23 protein-coding genes are annotated in these 22,928 nt (G+C 66.0%); 10 read left to right on the top strand and 13 right to left on the bottom strand.

The window, feature by feature from the left end:
• Positions 1-73 precede the first annotated feature (73 nt).
• From era to AC4D14_RS03605, 4 genes are read right to left on the bottom strand one after another with little or no spacing between them, the layout of a single operon-like run.
• A complete protein-coding gene (gene era, locus AC4D14_RS03620) occupies positions 74-1,003 on the bottom strand; it encodes a GTPase Era (RefSeq protein ID WP_490900199.1) in 930 nt (309 codons plus the stop codon).
• The gene (locus AC4D14_RS03615; protein ID WP_490900486.1) at positions 990-2,282 is read right to left on the bottom strand and encodes a hemolysin family protein; all 1,293 of its coding nucleotides are present in this window, start codon (positions 2,280-2,282) and stop codon (positions 990-992) included. The genes era and AC4D14_RS03615 overlap by 14 nt, the downstream gene beginning before the upstream one ends.
• A gap of 20 nt (positions 2,283-2,302) precedes the next feature.
• A complete protein-coding gene (ybeY, locus tag AC4D14_RS03610; protein ID WP_490900198.1) occupies positions 2,303-2,776 on the bottom strand; it encodes an rRNA maturation RNase YbeY in 474 nt (157 codons plus the stop codon).
• Positions 2,773-3,837 carry a PhoH family protein gene (locus AC4D14_RS03605; protein ID WP_490900197.1) on the bottom strand — a complete coding sequence of 355 codons (1,065 nt, stop codon included), beginning with the start codon at positions 3,835-3,837 and terminating at the stop codon, positions 2,773-2,775. The genes ybeY and AC4D14_RS03605 overlap by 4 nt, the downstream gene beginning before the upstream one ends.
• A 337-nt stretch (positions 3,838-4,174) precedes the next feature.
• On the opposite strand from AC4D14_RS03605, the gene AC4D14_RS03600 reads away from it, so the two are divergent.
• Positions 4,175-5,197: a GerMN domain-containing protein gene (locus tag AC4D14_RS03600; RefSeq protein WP_490900196.1), complete on the top strand. Its 1,023-nt coding sequence runs from the start codon at positions 4,175-4,177 to the stop codon at positions 5,195-5,197.
• A 52-nt stretch (positions 5,198-5,249) separates the two neighbouring features.
• On the opposite strand, the gene AC4D14_RS03595 is transcribed toward AC4D14_RS03600, so the two are convergent.
• The 3 genes from AC4D14_RS03595 to hrcA form a co-directional block, all read right to left on the bottom strand.
• Positions 5,250-6,005 (bottom strand): 16S rRNA (uracil(1498)-N(3))-methyltransferase, encoded by a 756-nt coding sequence (locus AC4D14_RS03595; protein WP_490900195.1) that lies wholly within the window; start codon positions 6,003-6,005, stop codon positions 5,250-5,252.
• A 2-nt stretch (positions 6,006-6,007) separates the two neighbouring features.
• Positions 6,008-7,135, bottom strand: a complete 1,128-nt coding sequence (gene dnaJ, locus AC4D14_RS03590) for a molecular chaperone DnaJ (RefSeq protein WP_490900194.1) — start codon at positions 7,133-7,135, stop codon at positions 6,008-6,010.
• Positions 7,136-7,220: 85 nt separating this feature from the next.
• Complete coding sequence (gene hrcA, locus AC4D14_RS03585) at positions 7,221-8,234, bottom strand: heat-inducible transcriptional repressor HrcA (protein ID WP_490900193.1); 1,014 nt, start codon at positions 8,232-8,234, stop codon at positions 7,221-7,223.
• A gap of 159 nt (positions 8,235-8,393) precedes the next feature.
• On the opposite strand from hrcA, the gene AC4D14_RS03580 reads away from it, so the two are divergent.
• Both AC4D14_RS03580 and AC4D14_RS03575 read left to right on the top strand, forming a co-directional pair.
• On the top strand, positions 8,394-9,245 hold the full coding sequence (locus tag AC4D14_RS03580; RefSeq protein WP_490900192.1) for a DUF3097 family protein: 852 nt from the start codon (positions 8,394-8,396) through the stop codon (positions 9,243-9,245).
• A 75-nt stretch (positions 9,246-9,320) separates the two neighbouring features.
• A complete protein-coding gene (locus AC4D14_RS03575) occupies positions 9,321-9,740 on the top strand; it encodes a DUF4870 domain-containing protein (protein WP_490900191.1) in 420 nt (139 codons plus the stop codon).
• A gap of 45 nt (positions 9,741-9,785) precedes the next feature.
• Here the strand turns inward: AC4D14_RS03575 and AC4D14_RS03570 are convergent, their stop codons facing one another.
• The gene (locus AC4D14_RS03570) at positions 9,786-10,364 is read right to left on the bottom strand and encodes a hypothetical protein (RefSeq protein WP_490900190.1); all 579 of its coding nucleotides are present in this window, start codon (positions 10,362-10,364) and stop codon (positions 9,786-9,788) included.
• Positions 10,365-10,590: 226 nt separating this feature from the next.
• On the opposite strand from AC4D14_RS03570, the gene AC4D14_RS03565 reads away from it, so the two are divergent.
• Both AC4D14_RS03565 and AC4D14_RS03560 read left to right on the top strand, forming a co-directional pair.
• Complete coding sequence (locus AC4D14_RS03565) at positions 10,591-11,028, top strand: hypothetical protein (RefSeq protein WP_490900189.1); 438 nt, start codon at positions 10,591-10,593, stop codon at positions 11,026-11,028.
• Positions 11,006-11,185: a hypothetical protein gene (locus AC4D14_RS03560; protein ID WP_490900188.1), complete on the top strand. Its 180-nt coding sequence runs from the start codon at positions 11,006-11,008 to the stop codon at positions 11,183-11,185. Before AC4D14_RS03565 ends, AC4D14_RS03560 begins: the two co-directional genes overlap by 23 nt.
• Before the next feature lie 99 nt (positions 11,186-11,284).
• Here the strand turns inward: AC4D14_RS03560 and hemW are convergent, their stop codons facing one another.
• Both hemW and lepA read right to left on the bottom strand, forming a co-directional pair.
• Positions 11,285-12,514, bottom strand: a complete 1,230-nt coding sequence (gene hemW, locus AC4D14_RS03555) for a radical SAM family heme chaperone HemW (protein ID WP_490900187.1) — start codon at positions 12,512-12,514, stop codon at positions 11,285-11,287.
• Between the two features lie 36 nt (positions 12,515-12,550).
• Positions 12,551-14,404, bottom strand: a complete 1,854-nt coding sequence (lepA, locus tag AC4D14_RS03550; protein WP_490900186.1) for a translation elongation factor 4 — start codon at positions 14,402-14,404, stop codon at positions 12,551-12,553.
• Positions 14,405-14,548: 144 nt separating this feature from the next.
• Here lepA and AC4D14_RS03545 point away from each other — a divergent pair, with 144 nt between their 5' ends.
• Positions 14,549-15,034, top strand: a complete 486-nt coding sequence (locus AC4D14_RS03545) for a type II toxin-antitoxin system PemK/MazF family toxin (protein WP_490900185.1) — start codon at positions 14,549-14,551, stop codon at positions 15,032-15,034.
• 225 nt (positions 15,035-15,259) lie between these two features.
• Complete coding sequence (gene rpsT / locus AC4D14_RS03540) at positions 15,260-15,520, top strand: 30S ribosomal protein S20 (RefSeq protein ID WP_490900184.1); 261 nt, start codon at positions 15,260-15,262, stop codon at positions 15,518-15,520.
• Positions 15,521-15,669: 149 nt separating this feature from the next.
• Here the strand turns inward: rpsT and holA are convergent, their stop codons facing one another.
• The gene (gene holA, locus AC4D14_RS03535; protein WP_490900183.1) at positions 15,670-16,725 is read right to left on the bottom strand and encodes a DNA polymerase III subunit delta; all 1,056 of its coding nucleotides are present in this window, start codon (positions 16,723-16,725) and stop codon (positions 15,670-15,672) included.
• Between the two features lie 212 nt (positions 16,726-16,937).
• On the opposite strand from holA, the gene ppk2 reads away from it, so the two are divergent.
• On the top strand, positions 16,938-17,873 hold the full coding sequence (gene ppk2 / locus AC4D14_RS03530) for a polyphosphate kinase 2 (protein ID WP_490900485.1): 936 nt from the start codon (positions 16,938-16,940) through the stop codon (positions 17,871-17,873).
• A gap of 290 nt (positions 17,874-18,163) precedes the next feature.
• On the opposite strand, the gene AC4D14_RS03525 is transcribed toward ppk2, so the two are convergent.
• Together AC4D14_RS03525 and AC4D14_RS03520 are read right to left on the bottom strand one after the other, a co-directional pair.
• Entirely contained in the window at positions 18,164-19,633 is a 1,470-nt protein-coding gene (locus tag AC4D14_RS03525) for a purine-cytosine permease family protein (protein ID WP_490900182.1), read from the bottom strand.
• Between the two features lie 110 nt (positions 19,634-19,743).
• The gene (locus AC4D14_RS03520; protein ID WP_490900181.1) at positions 19,744-20,652 is read right to left on the bottom strand and encodes a LysR family transcriptional regulator; all 909 of its coding nucleotides are present in this window, start codon (positions 20,650-20,652) and stop codon (positions 19,744-19,746) included.
• Positions 20,653-20,724: 72 nt separating this feature from the next.
• Between AC4D14_RS03520 and hisD the strand changes: the two genes are divergently transcribed.
• Both hisD and AC4D14_RS03510 read left to right on the top strand, forming a co-directional pair.
• A complete protein-coding gene (hisD, locus tag AC4D14_RS03515) occupies positions 20,725-22,074 on the top strand; it encodes a histidinol dehydrogenase (RefSeq protein ID WP_490900180.1) in 1,350 nt (449 codons plus the stop codon).
• Positions 22,074-22,919 (top strand): nitrilase-related carbon-nitrogen hydrolase, encoded by an 846-nt coding sequence (locus tag AC4D14_RS03510; protein WP_490900179.1) that lies wholly within the window; start codon positions 22,074-22,076, stop codon positions 22,917-22,919. Before hisD ends, AC4D14_RS03510 begins: the two co-directional genes overlap by 1 nt.
• The last annotated feature ends 9 nt before the right edge of the window (positions 22,920-22,928 follow it).

Below are 22,928 nucleotides of genomic sequence, written 5' to 3'. Positions count from 1 at the left end.
AAGCGCCGTTGCCGGCGGAAAATCAAGGCACTAGATCGAACGTCCGTCAGGGCGCCGGCTGGAACCCCGCGGACTAGAACCCGAGGCGCACCAACTGTTTGGGATCGCGCTGCCAGTCCTTTGCGATCTTAACGTGAAGGTCGAGGTAAACCCGGGTTCCGAGCAGTGCTTCGATGCTGCGCCGCGCATTGGTTCCCACCTCGCGGAGCCGGGCACCACCCTTACCGATGATAATTGCCTTCTGCGAGGACCGCTCAACGTAGAGGTTGACGTGGACGTCAAGCATGGGATTGTCCTCGGGCCGACCCTCGCGCGGGATCATCTCCTCGACGACGACGGCAAGCGAGTGCGGCAGTTCATCCCTGACACCCTCGAGCGCCGCTTCGCGGACGAGCTCGGCCACCATGACGGCCTCGGGCTCGTCGGTGAGCTCCCCCCCGGGGTAAAGCACTGGGGATTCAGGCATGTGCTGGGTAAAGACCTCCACCACGGTGTCGATCTGGAATCCGTCGGCGGCCGACACCGGCACCACGTCCGCCCATCCGTCGGGTCCGACGACGTCCACGCCGAGCTGCGCCACAGCAAGGAGCTGCTCGGTGAGCTGGGCTCGGTCAACGAGGTCTGTTTTGGTGACGACCGCGATGAGGGGCTTGCGGTTGAGCCGCGCCAGCTGCTGTGCGATGAATTTGTCGCCCGGGCCGATTTTCTCGTTGGCGGGGATGCAGAAACCGACGGCGTCGACCTCAGCGAGCGTGTCCGCGACCAGGTCGTTGAGGCGCTGACCCAGGAGGGTGCGCGGGCGGTGCAGGCCCGGCGTGTCGACGAGCACGATCTGCGCGTCCTCCCGGTTAACGATGCCGCGGATCGTGTGGCGGGTGGTCTGCGGTTTCGCCGAAGTGATCGCAACCTTCTGTCCGACCAGCGCGTTCGTCAGTGTGGACTTGCCGGCGTTTGGCCGGCCCACCAGGGACACGAATCCCGCCCGGTGCTTATCGCCGCTCATATTCTTCCGCCGTTTCTCTCTCGTCTGCCAAAGTGCCTTCGTCGCTGTCGGCGTCGTGCCGGAAGGCGATGATGTGTGAAACCCGGTTCCGCCGGCCCTCAAGCCGCTCGGCCCGCAGGGTTATACCGTCAATTGTGACCTCGCTGCCAACAATCGGCACCCTGCCGAGCGTCTTGGCCAGGAGCCCGCCGACGGTGTCGACCTCTTCGTCTTCGAGGTTGAGCCCGAAGAGCTCGCCGAGGTCGTCGATGCCCATCCGTGCGCTGACACGGTATGCGCCTTCGTCGATGCTTTCCTGTTCCGGGACCTCGGAATCGTATTCGTCGACGATCTCGCCGACGATCTCTTCGATGAGGTCCTCGAGGGTCACGAGGCCGGCGGTTCCGCCGTACTCGTCAATGACGATCGCGACGTGCGTGGATTCGCGCTGGAGCTCCTGCAGGAAGTCACCCACGGGCTTCGATTCGGGGACATAACGGGCCTCGCGGCAGACCGGGTCGACAGGGCGGCTTCCGCCGTCCGGGGACCGGCCGTGCAGCTCCGCGACGACGTCCTTGAGGTAAAGGATTCCGATGATGTCATCGGCGCTCTCGCCTATGATGGGGACGCGCGAGTACCCCGAACGGAGGAACAAGGACATCGACTCGTCGAGCGTCGCACCCGATTCGAGGGTGACCATGTCGGTGCGGGGCACCATCACCGAACGCACCATCGTGTCGCCCATCTCGAACACCGAGTGGATCAGTTCCGCCTCGCTGTCCTCGATCATCTCGGCGTCGTTGGCGCGCGAGAGCATCTCCCGGAATTCCTCTTCCGTGAAGAACGCTGCATCGTCGCGCTCCGCACCGGGGGTGACTGCGCTGCCGACCGCAACGAGCCACCGCGGGATCGGACCAAGCACCGCGCAGAGGAAGGCCACGAACCCGGCGGTGAACTGGACAACGGCCGGAGCGTGGGCGCGGCCGAGCTGCCGCGGCGAAACCCCGACAAGGGCGAACCCGACAACGGCCAGGACCGCCGTCGCAATCAGCCCGGCAAGCCACACGTTGCCGAGGAGGTCGTGGAACAGGATCGCCAGCGCCACCGCGCCTGCCATCTCGAACCAGACCCGCCAGAAGCGCAGGGCACGCATTGCCGCGGTCGGGGATTCGAGGATGCCGCGCAGAGCGGAGTTGCGCGACTCGGACACGAGGGCTTCGCCTTCGTGCCTCGGGAGGTAGCTGAATGCCGCCTCGGCAGCGGTCACCAGCGCCGCAACCATCAGGAAGACCAGCGCCATTACCGCAAGTAGCCAGATGATCAAGCGCGGGTCTCCCGGGGCGCCTGCCGGCCGAGGAAATCACTGAGGAGCTGGCGCTGCAGGCCGAACATCTCCTTTTCCTCATCGGGCTCGGCGTGGTCGAAGCCGAGCAGGTGGAGCACGCCGTGGGTGGTCAGCAGCAGCAGCTCTTCACCGGTGCTGTGCCCAGCGGCGGCCGCCTGGCTCTGCGCGACCTCCGGGCAGAGCACGACATCGCCGAGGACCCCGGCCGGGGTGACACGTCCTGCGGCTCCGGGGCGCAGCTCGTCCATGGGAAAGGAGAGCACGTCGGTGGGTCCGGGTTCATCCATCCACTCGACGTGCAGGCGTTCCATCGTGTCGGTGTCGACGAGGATGATGGACAGCTCCGCGTCGGGGTGGACGAATAGGTTTTCAAGGAGGAAGTTCCCGAGGCGTACGAGGTTCTCCTCGTCGGCGGCGTACCCCGACTCGTTATTGACTTCGATGCTCATCGCCGCGCCGCAGCCTTCGCCCGGCGGGCCGCGCCGTCGCCCGCCGCCTCGCCGGACGCCCCGCGGGAGGCGTTCTGTTCCTCGTCCCAGCGGCTGTATGCGCTAACGATGTCCCCGACGAGGCGGTGCCGGACGACGTCGGAGGCGTCGAGCACGCTGAAGTGGACGTCTTCAATGTCGGAGAGGATGTCGCTGACGATCCGCAGCCCGGAGCTCGTGCCGCCCGGAAGGTCGACCTGCGTCACGTCTCCGGTCACGACCATCTTTGAACCGAATCCAAGGCGGGTCAGGAACATCTTCATCTGCTCGGGCGTGGTGTTCTGGGCCTCGTCGAGAATGATGAAGGCATCGTTGAGGGTGCGGCCCCGCATGTAGGCAAGGGGCGCGACTTCGATGGTTCCGGCGGCCATCAGGCGGGGGATCGAGTCGGGATCCATCATGTCGTGGAGCGCGTCGTACAGCGGGCGCAGGTAAGGGTCGATCTTGTCGTTGAGCGTGCCCGGAAGGAAGCCCAGGCGCTCACCGGCCTCAACGGCGGGCCGGGTGAGGATGATCCTGTTGACTTCCTTCTGCTGGAGGGCCTGAACCGCCTTGGCCATGGCGAGGTAGGTCTTGCCGGTGCCGGCGGGGCCGATGCCGAAGACAACGGTGTTGCGGTCGATCGCGTCGACGTAGGCCTTCTGGTTCAGGGTCTTCGGGCGGATGGTCTTGCCCCGCGAGGAAAGGATGCTCAGCGTCAGCACGTCCGAGGGCCTGCTCGCGCTCTGGGTGCGCAGCATTGTGACAAGCTGCTCAAGCACCTGGGGGTTGACCGTCGTGTTGTTGATGGCCATTGTGCGGACCTCGGCGATCAGGCGCTCGGTGCGGGCAACATCGGCAGCGGGGCCGGTGATGGACAGCTCGTTCCCGCGTGCCTGGAGGCCGACGCCCGGGAAGGTTGCCTCGATGAGCCGAAGTGCCTCGTCATTGGTGCCGAGGGCCTTGACCATCTGTTCCCCCGAGTCGAACTGCACGACTCTTGTGTCTAGCCCGGCCGCGCTCATGCCTGAAGATTCGCTCATAGTACGGCCGCTCGGCCTTCCATCGCCCCTTGCTGTGATTCGAGTGTTGTTGTACCGGATCCTGCGCACCTTAATCTTACGGCATCGCTTCCCCGCGCCGTCCTGCCCCCGTGCGGCCGCCGGCACCGTAACCTGCCGGTCGAGTGTTCCAACTTCGCAACGGCTCTATATCGATACCGTTTCAGTCCGGCCGGCGGCCCGGTTTACGCGCAATGCCGCCCGTCCGCTGTGCAAAGCTGAACTGCGCGCTCACCCGGAGGAGACCACCGGTGCGCTTTTCTGATGCCGTCCAGCCGCCCCGGCTGGCCGCGGCCAAGGATGTCGAGAGGAGGCACCCGTGACCAGGCAAGACCCGCTGCGCCGCAGCCGGCTGGGCGGCAAGAGCCTCCTTCTTTCAGCGACGGGCGTCGTGCTCGCCAGCAGCCTGCTGATGCTTCCTGCCTGCACGGGGCTGCCTGAAGCCGTTGTGCCCTCCCCCATCCCCACTGCAACGGATCCCGGGGCCGCGAAGGCGAACCTCGGCGCCGAGGCCGCCCCCGTTGAGGGCGTGGCGGCCCAATCACCGAGCTCGACGGAGCTGCTGCCGGTGTACTGGCTCGGCGGATCCGGCTCGGATGCCCGGCTGTACCGGGAGTTCGTGCCTGCGGATATGCCAGGTGGAATCGGCGACCCGATCGCCGACGCCGTTCGCTTCATGACGACCGCGGCCCCGCTCGATTCCGACTTCTACACGGCGTGGGAGTCCGCCTCCCATGTCACTTCGTCGATCTCCCAGCGGAACGTGATCACCGTCGACATCTCAGCCGACGCCTTCCGTGGCAGGCTCACCGAAGTCGCAGCGCGCCGGGCGATCCAACAGCTTGTGTTTACGGCGACGGCGGCCGCGGCGAACGCCGGGCTGATCACCGGCGGTGAGGCAAGTTCGGTCGTGATCCTCGTTGACGGCAAGGCTGGCTACCGGGCGTTCGACAAGGTGAGCCTCGATGGGGAGCTGCGCCGCGACACCTCTCTCGTCGCCCCGGTGTGGATCGCCAACCCGCAGAACGGCGACGTCCGCGACCCGTCCACCGTCGTCGTCAACGGCAGCGGCGTCTCCGATTCCTCGCTCCTCGCATGGCGGATCACCGCGGTAATCCCGCCTGGCGGCGAGGGTGCGGCATCAGCGGGGAGTGCCATGAACGCGGGAACGGTGAAGGAGGGAACCGTGGAACTCGACAGCGCGGCGGGCGTTCCCGGAACCTACGAGTTCACCGTCGCACTTCCGCCGGGGCACTACGAAATCAGCGTTTTCCGCACGGACGGCAGCGTTCCGGAGGGCGCCGAACAGTATGCCGACACGAAGCTTATCGAAATCAAGTGAGCTGACGCGCCGGGCCGGCCGGGTGCTTATCCGGCGCCGGCCGGGGGTCTGGTTACCACCGCTGCAGCAGGTGGTTCAGCAGTACCAGCGCCGCGGGGCCGGCAGAGGATGAGCGAAGGACGTACGGCCCAAGCTTCGCCGCTGCCGCCCCCGAGGCCTCAAAAGCGAGCATCTCCCGCTCGCTGATCCCTCCTTCGGGTCCAACCACCACGGCGGTTGTGCCCGGTTCACCGGGGCCGCTGCCCTCAAGAACCCGGGCCAGGCCGTCGGGGGCGTCTTCGTGAAGGACGAAGACCCGTTCGAACCCGGCAAGCCGGGACGGGAGCTGGGTCGACTCAAGGAGGGGATAAACCTCCGGAATCCACGCCCGCCGTGATTGTTTGGCGGCCGCGGTAACCACGGCCTCCCATTTCTGCCTGCCCTTGGCAGCCTTCTCCCCGCGCCAGCGCACGATACTCCGCTCAGCCTGCCACGGGACGACTGCGTCGACACCGAGTTCCGTGGCCGCTTCGACGGCCTGTTCGTCGCGGTCTCCCTTGGCCAGTGCCTGGATCAGCACCAGCCGGTGGCGGGGAGGCTCCTCCTGGGCGACGGCGGCGACGTCGATGGTCAGGGCGCCCTGGCTGCTGTCAGTAATTTCACCGCTGAGCCGAAACCCGGAACCGTCACTGATATCGATGCTCTCCCCCGGGCCGAGACGCCGGACCGTTGCAGCGTGCCGGGCTGCCTCTCCGCGCAGGACGAACACGCCGCCGGGCACTGCCGCACGGACCGCTTCGGGGTCGGCGAAAAACAGGGGCCGTGTCACTCCTACAGGTTCCCCAGCCGCTCCCGGAGGCGCGCGAAGACGCCCGAGCCGCTGCTCGCCAACTGGCCTTCGGCTGCTTCCTCGCCCCGCAGTTCGGCGAGCTTGCGCAGCAGTTCCTCCTGCGCGGCGTCGACATTGCGCGGGGTCTCCACGTTGAGGTGCACCCGGAGGTCGCCGCGCCCCTGGCCGCGCAGGTGGGTGACGCCAAGCCCGCGCAGGGTGATGATTTCCCCGGACTGGGTGCCTGCCTTGATCGCCAGTTCCTGGTCGCCGTCGAATGTGTCGAGGTTGACGGAGGTGCCGAGGGCGGCGGCCGTCATCGGCACGCTGAGGGTCACGTGCAGGTCGTCGCCGTCACGCAGGAAGGTGGAGTCGGTGTTGACCCGGATCTCGACGTAAAGGTCGCCCTGCGGTCCCCCGGCCGTTCCGGCTTCGCCCTGTCCGGACAGCTGGATGCGCGTTCCGGTCGAGACACCCGCGGGGATCTTGAGGGTGAGGGTGCGACGTGCACGGGTCCGCCCTTCGCCCTTGCACTCGTGGCAGGGGTGGGGAATAACAGTGCCGAAGCCCTGGCAGGTTCCGCAGGGCGCGCTGGTCATGACCTGGCCGAGGATTGAGCGCACGGCGCGCTGGACCTGGCCGGATCCGCCGCAGATGTCGCAGGTCCGGGGCGAGGTTCCCGGCTCGCAGCAGGTGCCGTCGCACGTCGAACAGACCTCTGCTGTGTCGACTTCAATCTTCTTGTTCGTGCCGAAGACGGCGTCCTTGAGGTCGATGCGCACGTTGATCAGCGCGTCCTGCCCGCGGCGGGTGCGTGAGGGCGGCCCGCTGGATCCTCCTCCGCCGAAGAAGGTCTCGAAGATGTCCTGGAAGGCGAAACCGGATCCCGAGTATCCGGAGCCGAAGCCGTTGTCGGTTCCGTTTTCGTTGCCGGTCGTGTCGTACACCCGGCGCTTCTGTGGGTCCGAGAGCACCTCGTAGGCGTGGCTCACGCGCTTGAACTGTTCCGACGCGTCGGGCCCGGAGTTCACATCCGGGTGGAGCTTGCGGGCGAGCTTCCGGTAGGCCTTCTTGATTTCCTCGCCGCTGGCTCCCTGCGAAACGCCAAGAACCTCATAGTGATTACTCACTCGTGCACATCTCTTCCTGCTGAATCAGCTGTCAAACGTTGTATTGCCCGGCCGTACCGCGCCGGGGTGCGCCGTGCCGCCGGCCTTACTCCGCGAGGACCCGGGAAAGGTACCGGGCAACCGCACGGACCGCGGCCATGGTGCTTGGGTAGTCCATCCGTGTGGGTCCGAGGATACCCAGCTTGGCGGTGGCGTCCGGCCCGTAGCCCGTGGCGATGACCGAGGCTTCCGACAGACCGCCGTAGGGGTTTTCACTTCCGATGCGCACGGACACGCCGCGGGCGTCGTGTTCCATCTCGGATAGCAGCCGCAGCATCACCACCTGTTCCTCGAGCGCTTCGAGGACCGGTCCAATGCTGAGGGGAAAGTCTACTGTGGACCGGGCAAGGTTGGCAGTACCGGCCATCACAATGCGGTCCTCCCGGCTGATGCCCGCGAGCTGTTCAAGCGTACGGATCAGCGCCGCTCCGGCCGTGTGCAGGTGCTGCGGCAGCGAAGCCGGCACCCCGGCGAGCTCCTGCGGGAGGGCGGAAAGCTTCGCCCCGGCAACCCCTGCGAGGATCCGCTGCTTGAGTTCGGCGAGGTCGGCCTCCGGCACCGGGGCGGGCAGCGGGACAACGCGTTGGTGCACCGTGCCATTGGTGGCGATGAGGACCACAAGAACCTGCTGGGGGGCGAGCAGCACGAGCTCGATGTGCCGCACCGCCGCGGAGCCGAGCCGCGGGAACTGGACAACGGCCACCTGGTTGGTGAGCTGGGCCAGCAGCCGGACCGTGCGGTCCATGACGTCGTCGAGGTCCTCGGCACCGGAGAGCAGCGTCTGGATGGCCCGTTTCTCCGCGGCGGAGAGTGGCTTGACCTCGGCGATCCGGTCGACGAAAGTCCGGTACCCCTTGTCAGTCGGGATCCGCCCCGAGCTCGTGTGGGGTGCCGTGATCAGCCCTTCCTCTTCGAGGACGGCCATGTCGTTGCGGATGGTTGCCGAGGAGACTCCGAGCCTGTGCCGGTCAACGAGGGCCTTTGAACCGACCGGCTCCCGGGAATGGACGTAGTCTTCAACGATCGCCTGCAGCACCTCAAGGCGTCGCGGTTCACTCATCTGGTTCACCTCCGTTGTTCCGTTTCGTGGGGGCGGTGCACGCTCAACGGTTAGCACTCGACACACCCAAGTGCTAAGTCTAGTACGTTCCGGGCGATTGTTAGCATTGAAAACCCGGTCACAGAGCGTGCGCCGGACCACACGGAAGCGAGATCAACGGTGGCCGACTACGCCTGGGGCGCACAGGACCTCTCCGCCCCGAAGCGCACCCAACTCCGCGACGTTCCGGCCGATCTCGGTCTTGTGCTCGAGGACATCCAGAGCGGATTCGTCGGGGCCGTGGTGCGGGTGGAGAAGTCCGGTGGCCTTCACGTCATGGTGCTTGAGGGCCGCCGCGAGAAGAAGCGCACCTTTCGGCTCGGCCACGGTTTCCTGCTCGACGGCGAACCGGTGCACGTTGTTGCGCCGCAGGCCAAGGTGGCCGCACCGGCTCGGACCGCCTCGGGGTCGGTCAAGGCTCCCGAGGCCCGGGCGCGCGTTGCACGGGCCAGCCGGATCTGGGTGGAGGGACAGCACGACGCCGAACTGGTGGAGAAGGTGTGGGGCGAGGACCTCCGCCATGAAGGGATCGTCGTCGAGCCGCTCCATGGAATCGACGACCTCGAAGGCGCGGTGCGCGCCTTTTCACCGGGGCCCCGGCGCCGCCTGGGCATCCTCGTTGACCACCTGCTTCCAGGCACCAAGGAATCCCGCATAGCGCAGCAGGCGATGGCGCTTCCCGGCGCCCGGGGACACGTGCTGATCGTGGGGCATCCGTATGTCGATGTCTGGCAGGCGGTGAAACCTGCTGCCGTCGGGCTTTCGGCCTGGCCCGTTGTGGCCCGCGGGCAGGACTGGAAAACAGGCATTCTGGCCGGCCTGGGCTGGCCCCACCACAACCAGGCGGCCGTGGCGCACGGCTGGAAGCGGATCCTCGGCAGCGTGAACACCTATGCAGATCTTGAGCCCTCGCTCCTTGGGAGGGTCGAGGAAGTCATTGACTTCCTCACCGCCGGTGAGGCGAATGCTTGATGCGGGCCCCGCGCAGCACCAAGTACCCTTAGAGGAAACGCTGGGGGAATCCGGCCACGCTGAAAAGGAATCTCGTTGTCTAACACCGCCGACAAGCACCAGGACTCCGGCTGGGAAGCAAACCGGTCCGCCTTCGAAGGCGCACCGGCCCAGGCCCTGCCGCTGACGGCGGCCGAAGACCGGCAGTTCGCGACGCTCGCCCACTTCGGCGGGATCCTCGGCTTCGTCCCCTCGCTGATCATCTACCTGATCTTCAAGGACCGCGGGCCGTTCACCGCCCAGGAGTCCAAGGAAGCACTCAACTTCACCCTGCCGCCGACGGTGCTGGCCCTCGCGGCGTGGCTGTTGTCGCTGCTGCCGGTCGTCGGCGGCGTATTCGCCGTCATCAACGCCCTGATCTGGGTTGCGATAGCGGTCTTCTCCGTCACAGCGGGCATCCAGGTCAACCGCGGCCGGCCCTACCGCTACGCCGTCAACCTCCGCCTTCTGCGCTGACACCGGCCGGGCCGCAACCCGGCCGGTGAGGCTGCTCAGCCGCAGCTAGAGACCCGCGGCGGTGATTTTGACGAGCGTCCACTGGCTGTGGCTTTCGGAGCTCGCAAGGACTCGGTACGAGCCGCCGGGGGCTTCCTCCGGAATCGCGATGGATGCGGTGAACTTCCCTGAAGGGTCGGCCACCATCCGGATGGTCTGGGTGATGACGTCGTCGCCCTCGCGGCCGAACATGACAGCGACTTCCTCGCCCGGCCGGTATCCGGAACCGGTGACGGTCCCGGTCTCGCCCGCCACCCACTGGCCGCCGAGCACCAGGTCGGCCGGTGCTTCTTCGGGGGTCTCCACTGGCTGCGGGTACTGAGCACCATCCCAGGTGAGTTCCGGCGGCGCCTCGCTCGGCGTAGGCGTTGCGGTGGGCGTCTCGACCGGCGCGGGCACGGTGGTTTCCACGATGGGGGCGTCGGGCGCCGCTTCGACGGGCGCAGCAGGCGTTTCCTCGGCCGGAGGCGTCTCCTCCCTCGGCGACGTGGTACGCAGCGGTTCCCGGTCTGCGGCCGGGGCAACGGAGCACCCGGTCAGCAGCAGGGCTGCAGCGGTGAGCGCCATCAGAGCGGAGTTCCTCAAGGTAATGCCTTTCGTCGTGCCGACAGCGGCCGCGGTAGGCCGCCCGTCATCAAGTATGGAGCCGGCCGCCCCCGAATCCGGGGAGGCCCGCCCCGCCGGGCGCATGGCGTCCCCTCCGGGACTGGACCATTGCTCCTTTCTACCAATCAGGGGCGGTCCGCGCCGTGCGACATGCGGGGCGGGGCACCCGGAGGATCCGGCCGCTTGCGGCGGTTAGGCTGGCAGGGTGCTCCAACGAACCACTGCCCCGCCGGATCCCGTGATGGTCGATATCGTTTCCGACGCCACTCCTTGGTGGGAGATCGTCGGCGCTTTTGGCCCGTTGGCCATCCTGCTGGCCGCGCTCGTGACGGGGGCCATCGCCTGGACGAACATCAAGCACCGCCGAGAGGCCGATCAGCGCTCGCAGTGGTGGGCGCGGGCCGAGTGGGCGCTTGATGCGTCGATGTCCGAGGACCCCCACCGCCAGGAGATCGGCCTTGGCGTCCTTGACCTTCTGGCGCAGAGCGATCTCGCCGGCGAGGAAGAGGTGGCGATCATCGAGGTGGCCTGGGCCGAACCGCTGGCGCCGGGGGTCGTGGACGGAAACGGCGGCATGGGGAACAATGGAAACACCGAGGAATCGATCGAGGAGGCTGGCAGTGAGCACAACAGCAAGCCGTAACGGCCAGGCCGGGCGCCGCCCCGCCGCGCCCGTTGTGCGCCAGGGTGACCACGAGCGGGTCCGGATCCGCGCCGCGCGCCTCCGGATGACCACGGATAAGAAGCTCGGAAAGCCCACCCCGGCCTGGGTGCAGCAACTGGCGAAAAAGCCGCTTTAATCTTGCCGCTTTGGAACTGCCGCCCCGACAGTGTCAGGGCGGCAGTCGTTTGTGCGTGTATTGGTGGCCTCCGCGCACGATCCCCTCCCGGGGTGCGGCTCAGTCCGGGAGGAGGCGGCGGACCACCGCGTCGGCGAGCAGTCGCCCGCTGCTGGTCAACCGCACCAGCCCCTGGAAAACGTCGCGCGCCTCGACAAGGCCTTCGGCGATCAGTCCCGCGACCGCACGCCGTCCGGCCGCATCGAGGCGGCTGATGGGCAGCCCCTCGCTGAGGCGCACCCGCAGCATCACGTCTTCAACGTACTTCTCCCGGGCGTCAAGGATCTCCCGGCCCTGTGCGGGTGACGCGCTGCCCTCCAGCGCAGCGGCGTAGGCGCGCGGATGCTTCACGTTCCACCAGCGCACTCCCCCGACATGGGAGTGCGCGCCCGGGCCCGCCCCCCACCAGTCATCGCCGCGCCAGTATGCAAGGTTGTGCCGGCACTCGTCGGCCGGCGTGCGCGCCCAGTTGCTGACCTCGTACCACTGCAGCCCGCCCCGGGTGAGCATCTCGTCGGCGATCGCATACTTCTCGGCGTGGTCATCGTCGTCGATGGGCGGAACCTGGCCGCGGCGGATACGGCCCGCCAGCTTGGTTCCGTCCTCGATGATCAGGGCGTAGGCCGAGATATGGTCGGGGTTGTAGGACAGGGCTGTCTCGAGCGAATACCGCCAGTCGTCAAGGGTTTCTCCCGGCGTCCCGTAGATGAGGTCGATGCTGACCTTCAACCCGGCCTGCCGCGCCCACTCCACGGCCTGGGGAACCCGGGCCGGCGTATGGGTCCGGTCAAGGACGGCCAGCACGTGCGGAACCGCCGACTGCATGCCGAAGGAAACGCGGGTGAACCCGCCGTCCGCAAGGGTCTGGAGCGACTCCTCGGTCACCGAGTCGGGGTTCGCCTCGGTTGTCACCTCGGCGCCCTCGACCAGCCCCCACCGCCGCACGGCGGCGGCGAGGATCGTGACGAGGTCGTCAGCCGGAAGCAGCGTGGGGGTCCCCCCGCCGAAGAAGACAGTGGAGAGAGGACGCTCGGGCAGGCCCGACCCGGCAAGCACCGTGCCGGCCAGGTCGAGTTCCTGCAGGACGGTGCCCGCGTACTCGTCCTGGGAGCCTCCCCCGCCCAACTCGGTGGCTGTATATGTATTGAAGTCGCAGTACCCGCAGCGGACCGCACAGAACGGGATGTGCACATAGAGCCCGAATTTCCGGTCAGCGGCGCCCTCGGCCGCGTGCGCCGGCAGCAGGCCGTCTCCGGGAGCGGGAAGGCCCAGCGGCAGTGCACTAGGCATGTCGCGGACCCTGCGCGGTCGGGCAGGACAGGTGGTTCACTTCTTGGATTTGTCCTTTGAATCATCGGAGGAAAGCGCCGCAATGAATGCTTCCTGCGGCACTTCGACGCGGCCGACCATCTTCATGCGCTTCTTTCCTTCTTTCTGCTTCTCAAGCAGTTTCCGCTTGCGGGTGATGTCACCGCCGTAGCACTTGGCGAGGACGTCCTTGCGGATTGCCCTGATGCTCTCCCGGGCAATGATGCGCGATCCGATCGCCGCCTGGATCGGCACCTCGAACTGCTGCCGCGGGATCAGTTCGCGCAGCTTCCCGGTCATCATGACGCCGTAGGCGTAGGCCTTGTCACGGTGGGTGATGGCGCTGAACGCGTCGACCTGCTCGCCCTGGAGAAGGATGTCGACCTTGACGAGGTCGGAGACCTGGTCGCCGTCGGCCTTCCAGTCGAGCGAGGCGTAGCCGCGGGTCTTGGATTTCAGGAGGTCAAAGAAGTCGAAAACGATTTCGGCGAGCGGCAGCCAGTAGCGCATTTCCACGCGGTCCTCGGAGAGGTAGTCCATGCCGCGCATGTGGCCGCGCCGCTGCTGGCACAGCTCGATGATTCCGCCGACGAACTCGTTGGGCGCGAGGATGGTTGCCGAGACCATCGGCTCGCGCACCTCCTTCACCTTGCCCGTCGGGTATTCGCTGGGGTTGGTGACCGTGACCACGCTCTTGTCCTCGAGGGTGACCTCGTAGACGACGTTCGGCGCGGTGGAGATCAGGTCGAGGTTGAACTCGCGCTGAAGCCTTTCGCGGATGATCTCGAGGTGGAGCAGGCCAAGGAAGCCGACGCGGAAGCCGAAGCCCAGGGCCGCGGAGGTCTCAGGTTCGTAGGTCAGTGCCGCGTCGTTGAGTTTCAGCTTGTCGAGCGCGTCGCGCAGCACGGGGTAGTCGGTGCCGTCGAGCGGGTACAGCCCGGAGAACACCATGGGCTTGGGGTCCTCGTAACCGCCCAGGGACTCCGACGCAGGCTTGGCCAGGTTGGTGACCGTGTCTCCAACCTTCGAGAGCCGCACGTCCTTCACCCCGGTGATCAGGTATCCCACTTCGCCCACGCCGAGGCCCTTCGAGGGGGTCGGCTCCGGGGAGCTCACGCCGATTTCGAGCAGCTCGTGGCTGGCCCGGGTGGACATCATCTGGATGCGTTCGCGGGGGCTGAGGTGCCCGTCCACGACGCGGACGTAGGTGACGACGCCGCGGTAGGTGTCGTACACCGAATCGAAGATCATGGCCCGGGCCGGCGCGTCGGGATCACCGACGGGCGGCGGAAGTTCAGCCGTGATCTTGTTCAGGAGCGCCTCGACGCCGGCCCCCGTCTTGCCGGAGACCAGCAGGACGTCCTCCGGCTTGCCGCCGATGAGCTTCGCCAGTTCCGCCGCGTACTTCTCCGGCTGTGCTGCGGGGAGATCGATCTTGTTCAGCACCGGGATGATCGTCAGATCGTTTTCAAGGGCGAGGTAGAGGTTTGCCAGCGTCTGCGCCTCGATGCCCTGCGCCGCGTCGACGAGGAGGATCGCACCCTCGCAGGCGGCAAGTGACCGGGAGACCTCGTAGGTGAAGTCGACGTGCCCGGGGGTGTCGATCATGTTGAGCGCGTAGGTCACGCCCTCGTACTCCCACGGCAGGCGGACGGCCTGGGACTTGATGGTGATGCCCCGCTCGCGTTCGATGTCCATGCGGTCCAGGTACTGGGCCTTCATGTCACGCTGCTCGACGACGCCGGTCAGCTGCAGCATCCGGTCGGCCAGCGTCGACTTCCCGTGGTCGATATGCGCAATGATGCAGAAGTTCCGAATAATCGCCGGATCAGTGGCGGCGGGCACCGGAGCGGTGCGGGCCATGGGTGACACGTGGGTTCCTCACTTTTACGGGATATTTTTCAAGTTCGCCAGCGTTGTCGCATCCGCTGTCCTATAAGTGTCCCACGAGCGGCGAATCGGAACGGAACCGGCGGCGTTCCGGGGGCCCTGCTCCCCCGCCGCTAGGCTTGCCGCATGGGAATCAACGGAGGAGGAATGTACAAGGGAGCGCTCCGGTCCGCGGGACGCCTGCTGAAGCGCCTGGTGTTCCCGGGAGCCCCCGCGGCGCGCAGCCGCTCCGACCGGCGAACGGCGGCGGGAAGCGGCGTCTCTTATGCGCCCCGGCCCGACGGGAAGCCGGACCCCGGTGAAATCGTATGGGCGTGGGTGCCCTACGAGGACGATCCGGCGCAGGGCAAGGACCGGCCGGTGCTGCTGATCGGGCGGGAAGGGAATCGGCTCCTGGCCCTGCCGCTGACCACCCGCGACCGCAATAATGCCTCGTCGAAGGATCGCCGCTACGTCGACATTGGGACCGGCGCCTGGGACCCCAAGGGCCGCCCCAGCGAGGTGAACGTGGACCGGGTGCTCCGTCTGGAACCGTCGGCGATCCGCCGTAACGGGGCGGTGCTGCACCGCGCCGCGTTCGACGCCGTGCTCGATTCGATGCGGCGCCGCTGAGGGCCCGGCGGCTGGATTCGCGCCGTTCTTCCGGACGGCGCGCGGAGCATAGCGGTGCTGCAGTCGGCGCATCGGTGCTTTTCTGCTAATATTTACTGCTGTGTGTCCGCGCAGGTCGACGGGCACTTTGGACCAATCGCCACACGGTATCCCCACGCCGCTCAGTTCTTGGTTGGACCGAAATTCCCTCACGACCAGTCCGCAATACAAAGAAAGTTCTCATACGTGGCAAATATCAAGTCCCAGAAAAAGCGCATCCTTACCAACGAAAAGGCGAGGCAGCGCAACAACTCGGTGAAGTCCGAGCTCAAGACGGCTATCCGCGCGGTATCAACCGCCGTGGACTCCTCTGACAAGGACGCAGCCGCGGCCGCACTCCAGACCGCCAGCCGCAAGCTCGACAAGGCTGTCAGCAAGGGTGTGCTGCACAAGAACAACGCAGCCAACCGCAAGTCGGCGATCTCCAAGAAGGTCAACGCGCTCTAGGCTGCATCTTTAGATTTCGTTCTGAGGCCGGTCCCTTTCGGGGCCGGCCTCAGTCGTTTCCGGGCCCTGAGCGAGGAACGTGGCTGCGGGGTCTGCGTCCAACCGCGGAAGGTTGTCCCGACAGCGGGACACCGCGGCAGCCGCGGGCCCTAGTGGTGGCCGAGGGCGATGATCGTTACGGCCCGCTCCACCGCGTAGACCGGATCCCGCGAGCCGCCCTTCACCTGCGCGTCGGCCTCCGCGAGGGCCTTGATACAGCGGGCCAGCGATTCGGAGGTGAAACGCTGAGCCTCCCGGCGGGCCTGGTCCACCTGCCACGGTGCCATGCCCAAGGTTCGTGCAAGCTGGGCCGACGATCCCTGTGCGCCGTGGACTTTCGCGACCGCCCTGACCTTCATCGCGAGGGCCGCCACGAGGGGAACGGGATCGGCACCGGTCGCCAGGGCGTGGCGGAGCATCGACAGTGCCTGCGCCGCACGGCCGGCGAGGGCCGCGTCGGCGACCTTGAAGCCCGTGGCTTCGACACGGCCGCCATAGTACTTTTCGACGACTTCGGCGGTGACGTCGCCGGTGGTGTCGGCGATCAGCTGCTGGCATGCCGCTGCCAATTCGGCGAGCTGGGACCCGACGGCGGCGACGAGCGCACGGACGGCATCGCCGTCGATCCGCCGCCGGGCGAGCCGGAACTCGGCGGTGACGAATTCACCCTTTTCGGAGTCCTTTTTGAACGGCTGGCAGTCAACGACCGTCGCCCCGTGAACCTTGAGCGCGTCGAGGAGTTTCTTGCCGCGGTTGCCGCCGCTGTGCCGCAGGATGAGCACGACCTCCGGCGAAGGGTCGGCCAGATAGTCAAGTGCATCCTGGAGGAAGGCATCGTTCATTGCCGAGAGGTTGCTTGCCTCGATGATTTTCCAGTCGCCGAACAGCGACGGGCTGGCCTGCATCGTGAGGCTTCCCCCCTCGTAGGTTCCGGCATCCAGGGAGACGAGTTCTGCACCGGGCTGAGCGCGGCGCACCTGGGCGCGGAGGGTTTCGGAGGCCTTGGCCGCGAGGTAGTCCTCGGGGCCGCTGAGAAGCACGACGGTGGCCGGCTGCACGTCCCGCCACGACGCCGTCGGGGGCGTGCCGGTGGTTCCCTTGCTGTTGACCTTGGTAGCCACTGTTCCTTCGTTCTGCTGGGAGTGCTTCGCGTCCAACTCTGCCATGCCCCCGGTGCTCATCAAAGCGGACGCAGGGGCCGCACGGCGACAACGGGCACGAACGTTTTCGAGTCGCCCGGCACTGTGGGAAGCCTGCCGGTGACCAGGTCGACGGAGGAGGTCGCCAGGCCAAGACCTAGTCCGACGCAGTCGTCATCCGGGTGACCGGCGCTGCTAAACTGCCGCCAATCGCTCGGCACGACAGGAAGCAGACGGTGATGGCACAGGCCGGCACAACATGGGACTCCGAGGATCAGGGTTGGGTGCGGGAGAACCTGCGCGAGGCCATCGACCATTTGGTGAGCCAGGGTTACACCGTTCGCGGCGGGCAGGGCCAGGACCCAGAGTTAATCGATCCCGGTGGCTTGGCTGTGGAAACGTGGCGGGAGGACTACCCGTACGAAGAGCGGCTCACCCGAGACGAGTACGAGCTGGAGAAGTACCTGCTGCAGATCGAGTTGCTGAAGTTTCAATACTGGGGGCAAGACAATGATCTCAAGCACATCATTGTGTTCGAAGGCAGGGACGCAGCCGGCAAGGGAGGGACAATCAAGCGCTTCACGGAGCATCTGAATCCGCGCTCCGCCCGAGCCGTGGCACTGGGCAAACCATCGGACAGAGAACAGGGCCAGTGGTACTTCCAGCGCTACGTCCAGCATTTACCCACGACCGGGGAAATCGTGATGTTTGACCGGTCCTGGTACAACCGGGCAAACGTTGAAAAGGTGATGGGTTTCTGCACTGAAGAGGAGTATCAGATTTTCATGACGCAGGCGCCGGATTACGAGAAGATGCTGGTCGACTCCGGGATACACCTCACCAAATTTTGGTTCTCCGTGACGCGCCGGGAACAACGCACCCGATTCGCCATCCGGCAGATTGACCCGGTGCGGCAGTGGAAACTATCTCCCATGGATCTAGCTTCCCTGGATCGGTGGGACGACTACACAGAAGCCAAAGAAGCGATGTTCCTGCGAACCGACACCGATCACGCGCCTTGGATCACTGTGAAGTCCAACGACAAGAAGCGGGCACGAATCAACGCGATGCGTTTCTTTCTCAACCAGTTCGACTACGAAGGCAAGGACACCTCAGTGATCCGCGAGCCCGACCCACTCATCGTGCGTCGGGGCCGCGATGCCGTCGGCGACTAGGATTCGACTAGGTGGGAGGAAAACGGCATCGATGAACGGTTCGAGGCTGTGCACGCCCACCCCGCTTTTCGGTGCAGCGTTCAGCCATTCGAAGCCTGCACACAGGGGAAAGTGCTGGACATTAGCGGCGTCGGGATAAGGGACCGGGTTGTGGGAGGGCTTGCGGCGAAGGGGCGATAGTCTCCGGATTGTCGTCCACTGACGGGTTCGTGCCTTGAATCGATCCCGTGTCTCGGTAAGGCCGCCGCTGGAGCAGGATGCCCGGAACCTGACGGAAGTGGGGTTGGTGCCTATCGGCGGCTCTCGAAGGACACTGCCTCCTGTCCCGAGGCTTCGCGGCCTTGGTTGGCGATCCGGCGTTCGGCGTCGAGGTCGAGCGACCGTCCGAGGACGAGGTAGGCGATGGCGGAGGCTGCGAGACCGACAAAGAGGGCAAGATCGGCTCCTCCGAGCGCCTCCGCGAGTGGTCCCACGTACCAGGCGGTGACGGCGAAGGGCACCATGGCAAGAATTCCGACCATATATGCGGTCATACCCCGCCAGCCCCAGTTGCCGTAGATGCCGTTGGGCTTGAAGATCTCACCGATGGCATATTGCCCGCGGCGGACGAAGTAGTAGTCGACGAGGTTGACCGAGGTCCATGGGACCAGGACATAAAGAAGGATGACCAGGAAGCTGCCGAAGTTCGCGAGGAACTCACCGGTGCTGAGGAGGGAGCCGATGAAAGCAGCAACCGCGATGATGGTGCAGCTGATAACCCTGACAGTACGGGTGGGTTTCAGCGGTCGGATCGAGTCGGCCGCGGTGATCAGTTCCATGGCCGCCGCATAGATGTTCACGGTGATAACGCTCACCAGGCCCGGGAGAGCGGCGATGAGCAGCCAGTATCCCGCTCCCGGCACAATTTGGTCAGCAGCATCCCTGACACCTTCCAGCGGGGCCGTTCCTTGGAAGGCTGCGGCAATGAATGCGCCAAGGGACATGAGCCATACGGCGCCGACGAACACACCCCCGTAGGTGTAGGCCAACACCTTTCCCGGACGGGTTTCCGGCGGCAGGTATCGGGAATAGTCCGATACGTACGGTGCCCACCCCAGCGCGTATGCTGCCGCGGCACCGAACTGAACGAGGAAGGGCGCCCAGGCGAACCCGGCGAGGGAAAACTGCTCGTCGGCGAGCGGTACGGCGAAGATGGCCGCGACGGTGAAGAGGCCAAAGGTGAGCAGGAAGAGCAGGGTCAGCCACTTCTGTGTCTTGTGGATCCAGTGATACCCGAACACCGCAAGCACCAGTGCCAGCGCGCTGATCATGAAGTACCACAGAGGATTCACCGCTGAACCGGTGGTCATCGTGAGGATGTCGGCTGCAAGCATCTGGTTGAACATGTTGAAGCCGACCAGGCTGAACACCACGACCGCGCAGATTAAGGCGACCCCGCGGAAGCCGAACTGTGCCCGGGACTGGATCATCTGGGGCAGTCCGAGCTGTGGCCCTTGGGCCGAATGGAAGGCGGTGAAGACGGTTCCCACGGCAACCCCCAGCACGATGGCCAGGAGGGAAGTCGCGAAGGATGCTCCCAGGGCAGCGCCGATCATGCCGGTTGCCAGGGTGGTGACGTTGGCGTTGGACATGAACCACAGCGGAAACAGACTCCATGGCTTCCCGCCGCGCTCGGTCAGCGGCACCCAGTCTATGGACCGGGACTCGATGATCCCCGGTCGTGCGGCCGGTTGCTGTGCCGCCGTGACTGATGAGTTCATGGTTGTCCTCCGGAGATAGTCGCACTGCATTGTGGTTCCATCGATCGACCATAATTGGGCCGGGGGCATCGCACAAGGCGATGTTTCCCACTGTCAGCTATAGGAAAAAGCTATGCACCTTCCGGATGGGCTGTCCTCATCATTTCGGTGGCAAGCCGCAGCAGTTCGGACGTGGCCGGGGATAGTGCGGCATCCTCGCGCGTGATGACGGCGATTGTTTCGAAAAAGGGGTTGGCGAAGGGCACGGTCGATGCCTGGGACGGGAAGGCTGCACTGGCTGCGACTGCCCGGGAGACGATCGTGTCTCCGAGCCCCCGGGCGACCAGCGCCAAGGCGGATTCCACGTTCTCCACCTCGATCATCGGCTCGAGCCGCACTCCGGCAAGCTGGGCGCGGTCTGCCAGCTGCCGCCGGGTGGGATCCTCCCATCCGTAATGGGCGTCATACAGAATGAGTGGAGCTTCGGCAATCGCCTCCATGGTCATCGGTTGCGCCGTCCGCGCCGCATCGGTCGTGGCCCAGAGCACTTCATCGCGCAGAATCGGGGTGACGGTGAGCCCGTCGTGGGTGATAGGCAGGACGACGAGGCCCGCCTCGAGCTGCCCGGAACGGACGCTTTCGGCAACTTCGACAGAGTTCTGGCCGATCAGCCGCGTGCGTACGCCCGGCCGCTCGGCATGGAACCGCACCGCAAGGTCGGAGAGGAAGTAGTAGGGGGCATTGCGCAGAACGCCCACGGAAGCCACTCCCCCGGTCATGCCGCGGAACGCATTCAACGACTGCTCGGCGCCGTCGGCTCCTTCCACCACCCGGCGGGCCCACGGCAGCAGCTCCCGCCCCGCCGAGGTAAGCACGAGGCGTCGGCCGCCCCGGACAAACAGCTGCAGTCCGTGCTCGGCCTCGAGCTTGCGGACCAGTTCGGAGACGGTGGGCTGGGTGGTTCCCAGAGCGGCGGCTGCGGCAGTCAAAGACTCGAGCGTGGCAGCGAGCAGGAAAGCCCGAAGCTGGGTAAGTGTCATAGCCTAAAACTATAGCTTCGATAGCTTCTATAGTTCTTGTGGCAGGTCGGCAATCCTGCCTACGATCACGGCATGCTATTTACTCCCTCCGTGCTGCAGAGCCTCACCGGTCGTTACCACCACCTCAAGGAACCGTTGGTCGATGCGCCCGCGGCCCAGCGTGATCCTGCCGTCATCGAAACAGTTTCTACAATGCTTCGCGACATAGAAAGCGGCGGCATGGACGCCGTACTGCGGTACGCCGGCACGCTGGACGGATGGAAGGGCGGCGGGGTAGAACTCTCCGCAGGAGACATTGAGACCAGCGGGGCCCGGCTGCCCGCCGACCTGCGCGCAGCGATCGAGCTCGGAGCCGAGCGCACTCAGACATTCGCCCGAATTCAGCGGGAGCACCTTGTCGATTTTGAAACCGAGGTGGTGCCCGGGGTGAAAGCCGGCGTGCGCTACATCCCCCTCTCCCGGGTGGGCGCCTATCTCCCCGCCGGACGGTTCCCACTCACCGCCAGCGCGTTCATGACCGTGGGAGTGGCCAAGGCCGCCGGTGTGGATACTGTTCTGGCCTGCACGCCACCGCGGCCCGATGGCCGGGCCAATGATGCCGTCCTGTACGCAGCGCACCTCTCCGGCGTCGACAGGGTTTTCGTCCTGGGCGGGGTACATGCCCTTGCCGCGATGGCTTTCGGGCTGCTCGGCGAACTGCCCGTCGACATGCTGGTCGGCGCGGGCAACGCCTATGTTGCCGAGGCCAAGCGCCAGCTGTTCGGCGCGACAGCCATCGACCTGCTTGCAGGTCCTTCGGAAGTGGCGGTCATCGCTGATCAAGACGCCGATCCTGTACTCGTGGCCGCGGACCTTCTGGGCCAGGCCGAGCATGGACCCAACTCCCCCGCTGCGCTGGTGACCACCTCCGTAGAACTGGGGCAGAAGGTAATTGAGGAAGTGGACCGGCAGCTTCTGGCCCTGGAGACGGCCGAGATCGCCGGCGCCGCGTGGCGTGACTATGGTTCCGTCACGGTGGCGGCCAACCGGGAGGTCGCGGCCGCGCTCATGGATGACCTCGCCCCCGAACACCTCGAACTCCTGACCGGCGAAAACGACTACTACCACTCGACCCTGCGCAACTACGGATCCGTTTTCCTTGGAGAGTGGAGCACTGTTGCTTATTCCGACAAGGGCATGGCAGGGACGAACCATGTCCTGCCGACCGCCGGTGGAGCGAAACACTCAGCGGGGCTTTCGGTGTCGCGGTTCCTCAAACCGCTCACCTATCAGCGCGTGGAGCGGGACGCGACCCCCGAGCTTGCCGAGGCCGTCGCAGTGATTTCCGCATCCGAGGGAATGGCCGCGCACCGGGCCACCGCTACTCTGCGCCTGAATCGGCTGGCACGGATCTCCGGGTCCGGCACCCCGGTCCGCGCCTGATGAATTCGGACGCGACCGCCGCCGTGCGCGCCGGAGCCCGAGAGCGCGAGGTGTCCGTCCGGGCGCACGAACTTGCGCCGTTGGTCGGTGATCTTGAGGCAAACCTCTCGATGATCGAGCTCGCGATCCAAGCGGCTGCGACCGACAAGGTCCAGCTGCTGGTGTTGCCGGAACTCTCCACGAGTGGGTACTACCTGCACCAAGACGAAGCAAAGCGGTGCGCCCTGCCCGCCGATCACCCGGTGTTTGACCGGTGGGCCAAACACCTCGCACCGGACATGGTCGTGATTGTCGGATTCTGCGAACAGGGCGACGGGGAACTGTTCAACAGCGCCGCTGTTATCACCCAGGCCGGGATACAGGGCGTCTACCGTAAAACCCACCTGTGGGACGAGGAGCAATCCCTCTTCTCCAAAGGGACGCAGGTCCCCCCGGTGATACAGACGCCCGCCGGCGCTGTCGGGGTTCTCATCTGCTACGACCTCGAATTCCCGGAAATGCCGCGCTCCCTGGCCCTCCGGGGCGCGGAAATCACCGTTGTACCGACCAACTGGCCACTGCTGCCCCGGCCCGCCGGGGAGCACCCGCCCGAGGTCATCCAGGGCATGGCCGCGGCACGGGCATCTGCCATGGCGATCGTCTGCTGTGACCGCCGGGGAACCGAGCGGGGACATACCTGGACGCAGGGTACCGCGATCATTGGCAGCGACGGATGGCTTCACGGACGCACCGACCCTTCCGGCCGACTGGACGCCACCATCACCATTACGGCTGATCGAACCCGCATCGGACCACTCAACGATTCACTGCACGACCGCCGTCCCGACCTCTATAAAGAACACTGAATGACCCGC

This window comes from Arthrobacter sp. TJ-254, from assembly GCF_058269175.1.
This window is presented reverse-complemented; position numbering and strand designations above follow the sequence as displayed.

Bases quoted from the DNA above. Each gene is read 5' to 3' on its own strand.
- era (WP_490900199.1), bottom strand. From the start codon at position 1,003: ATGAGCGGCGATAAGCACCGGGCGGGATTCGTGTCCCTGGTGGGCCGG.
- AC4D14_RS03615 (WP_490900486.1), bottom strand. From the start codon at position 2,282: ATGGCGCTGGTCTTCCTGATGGTTGCGGCGCTGGTGACCGCTGCCGAG.
- ybeY (WP_490900198.1), bottom strand. From the start codon at position 2,776: ATGAGCATCGAAGTCAATAACGAGTCGGGGTACGCCGCCGACGAGGAG.
- AC4D14_RS03605 (WP_490900197.1), bottom strand. From the start codon at position 3,837: ATGAGCGAATCTTCAGGCATGAGCGCGGCCGGGCTAGACACAAGAGTC.
- hrcA (WP_490900193.1), bottom strand. From the start codon at position 8,234: ATGAGTGAACCGCGACGCCTTGAGGTGCTGCAGGCGATCGTTGAAGAC.
- hemW (WP_490900187.1), bottom strand. From the start codon at position 12,514: ATGCCTAGTGCACTGCCGCTGGGCCTTCCCGCTCCCGGAGACGGCCTG.
- AC4D14_RS03545 (WP_490900185.1), top strand. From the start codon at position 14,549: ATGGGAATCAACGGAGGAGGAATGTACAAGGGAGCGCTCCGGTCCGCG.
- holA (WP_490900183.1), bottom strand. From the start codon at position 16,725: ATGGCAGAGTTGGACGCGAAGCACTCCCAGCAGAACGAAGGAACAGTG.
- ppk2 (WP_490900485.1), top strand. From the start codon at position 16,938: ATGGCACAGGCCGGCACAACATGGGACTCCGAGGATCAGGGTTGGGTG.
- AC4D14_RS03525 (WP_490900182.1), bottom strand. From the start codon at position 19,633: ATGAACTCATCAGTCACGGCGGCACAGCAACCGGCCGCACGACCGGGG.
- AC4D14_RS03520 (WP_490900181.1), bottom strand. From the start codon at position 20,652: ATGACACTTACCCAGCTTCGGGCTTTCCTGCTCGCTGCCACGCTCGAG.
- hisD (WP_490900180.1), top strand. From the start codon at position 20,725: ATGCTATTTACTCCCTCCGTGCTGCAGAGCCTCACCGGTCGTTACCAC.
- AC4D14_RS03510 (WP_490900179.1), top strand. From the start codon at position 22,074: ATGAATTCGGACGCGACCGCCGCCGTGCGCGCCGGAGCCCGAGAGCGC.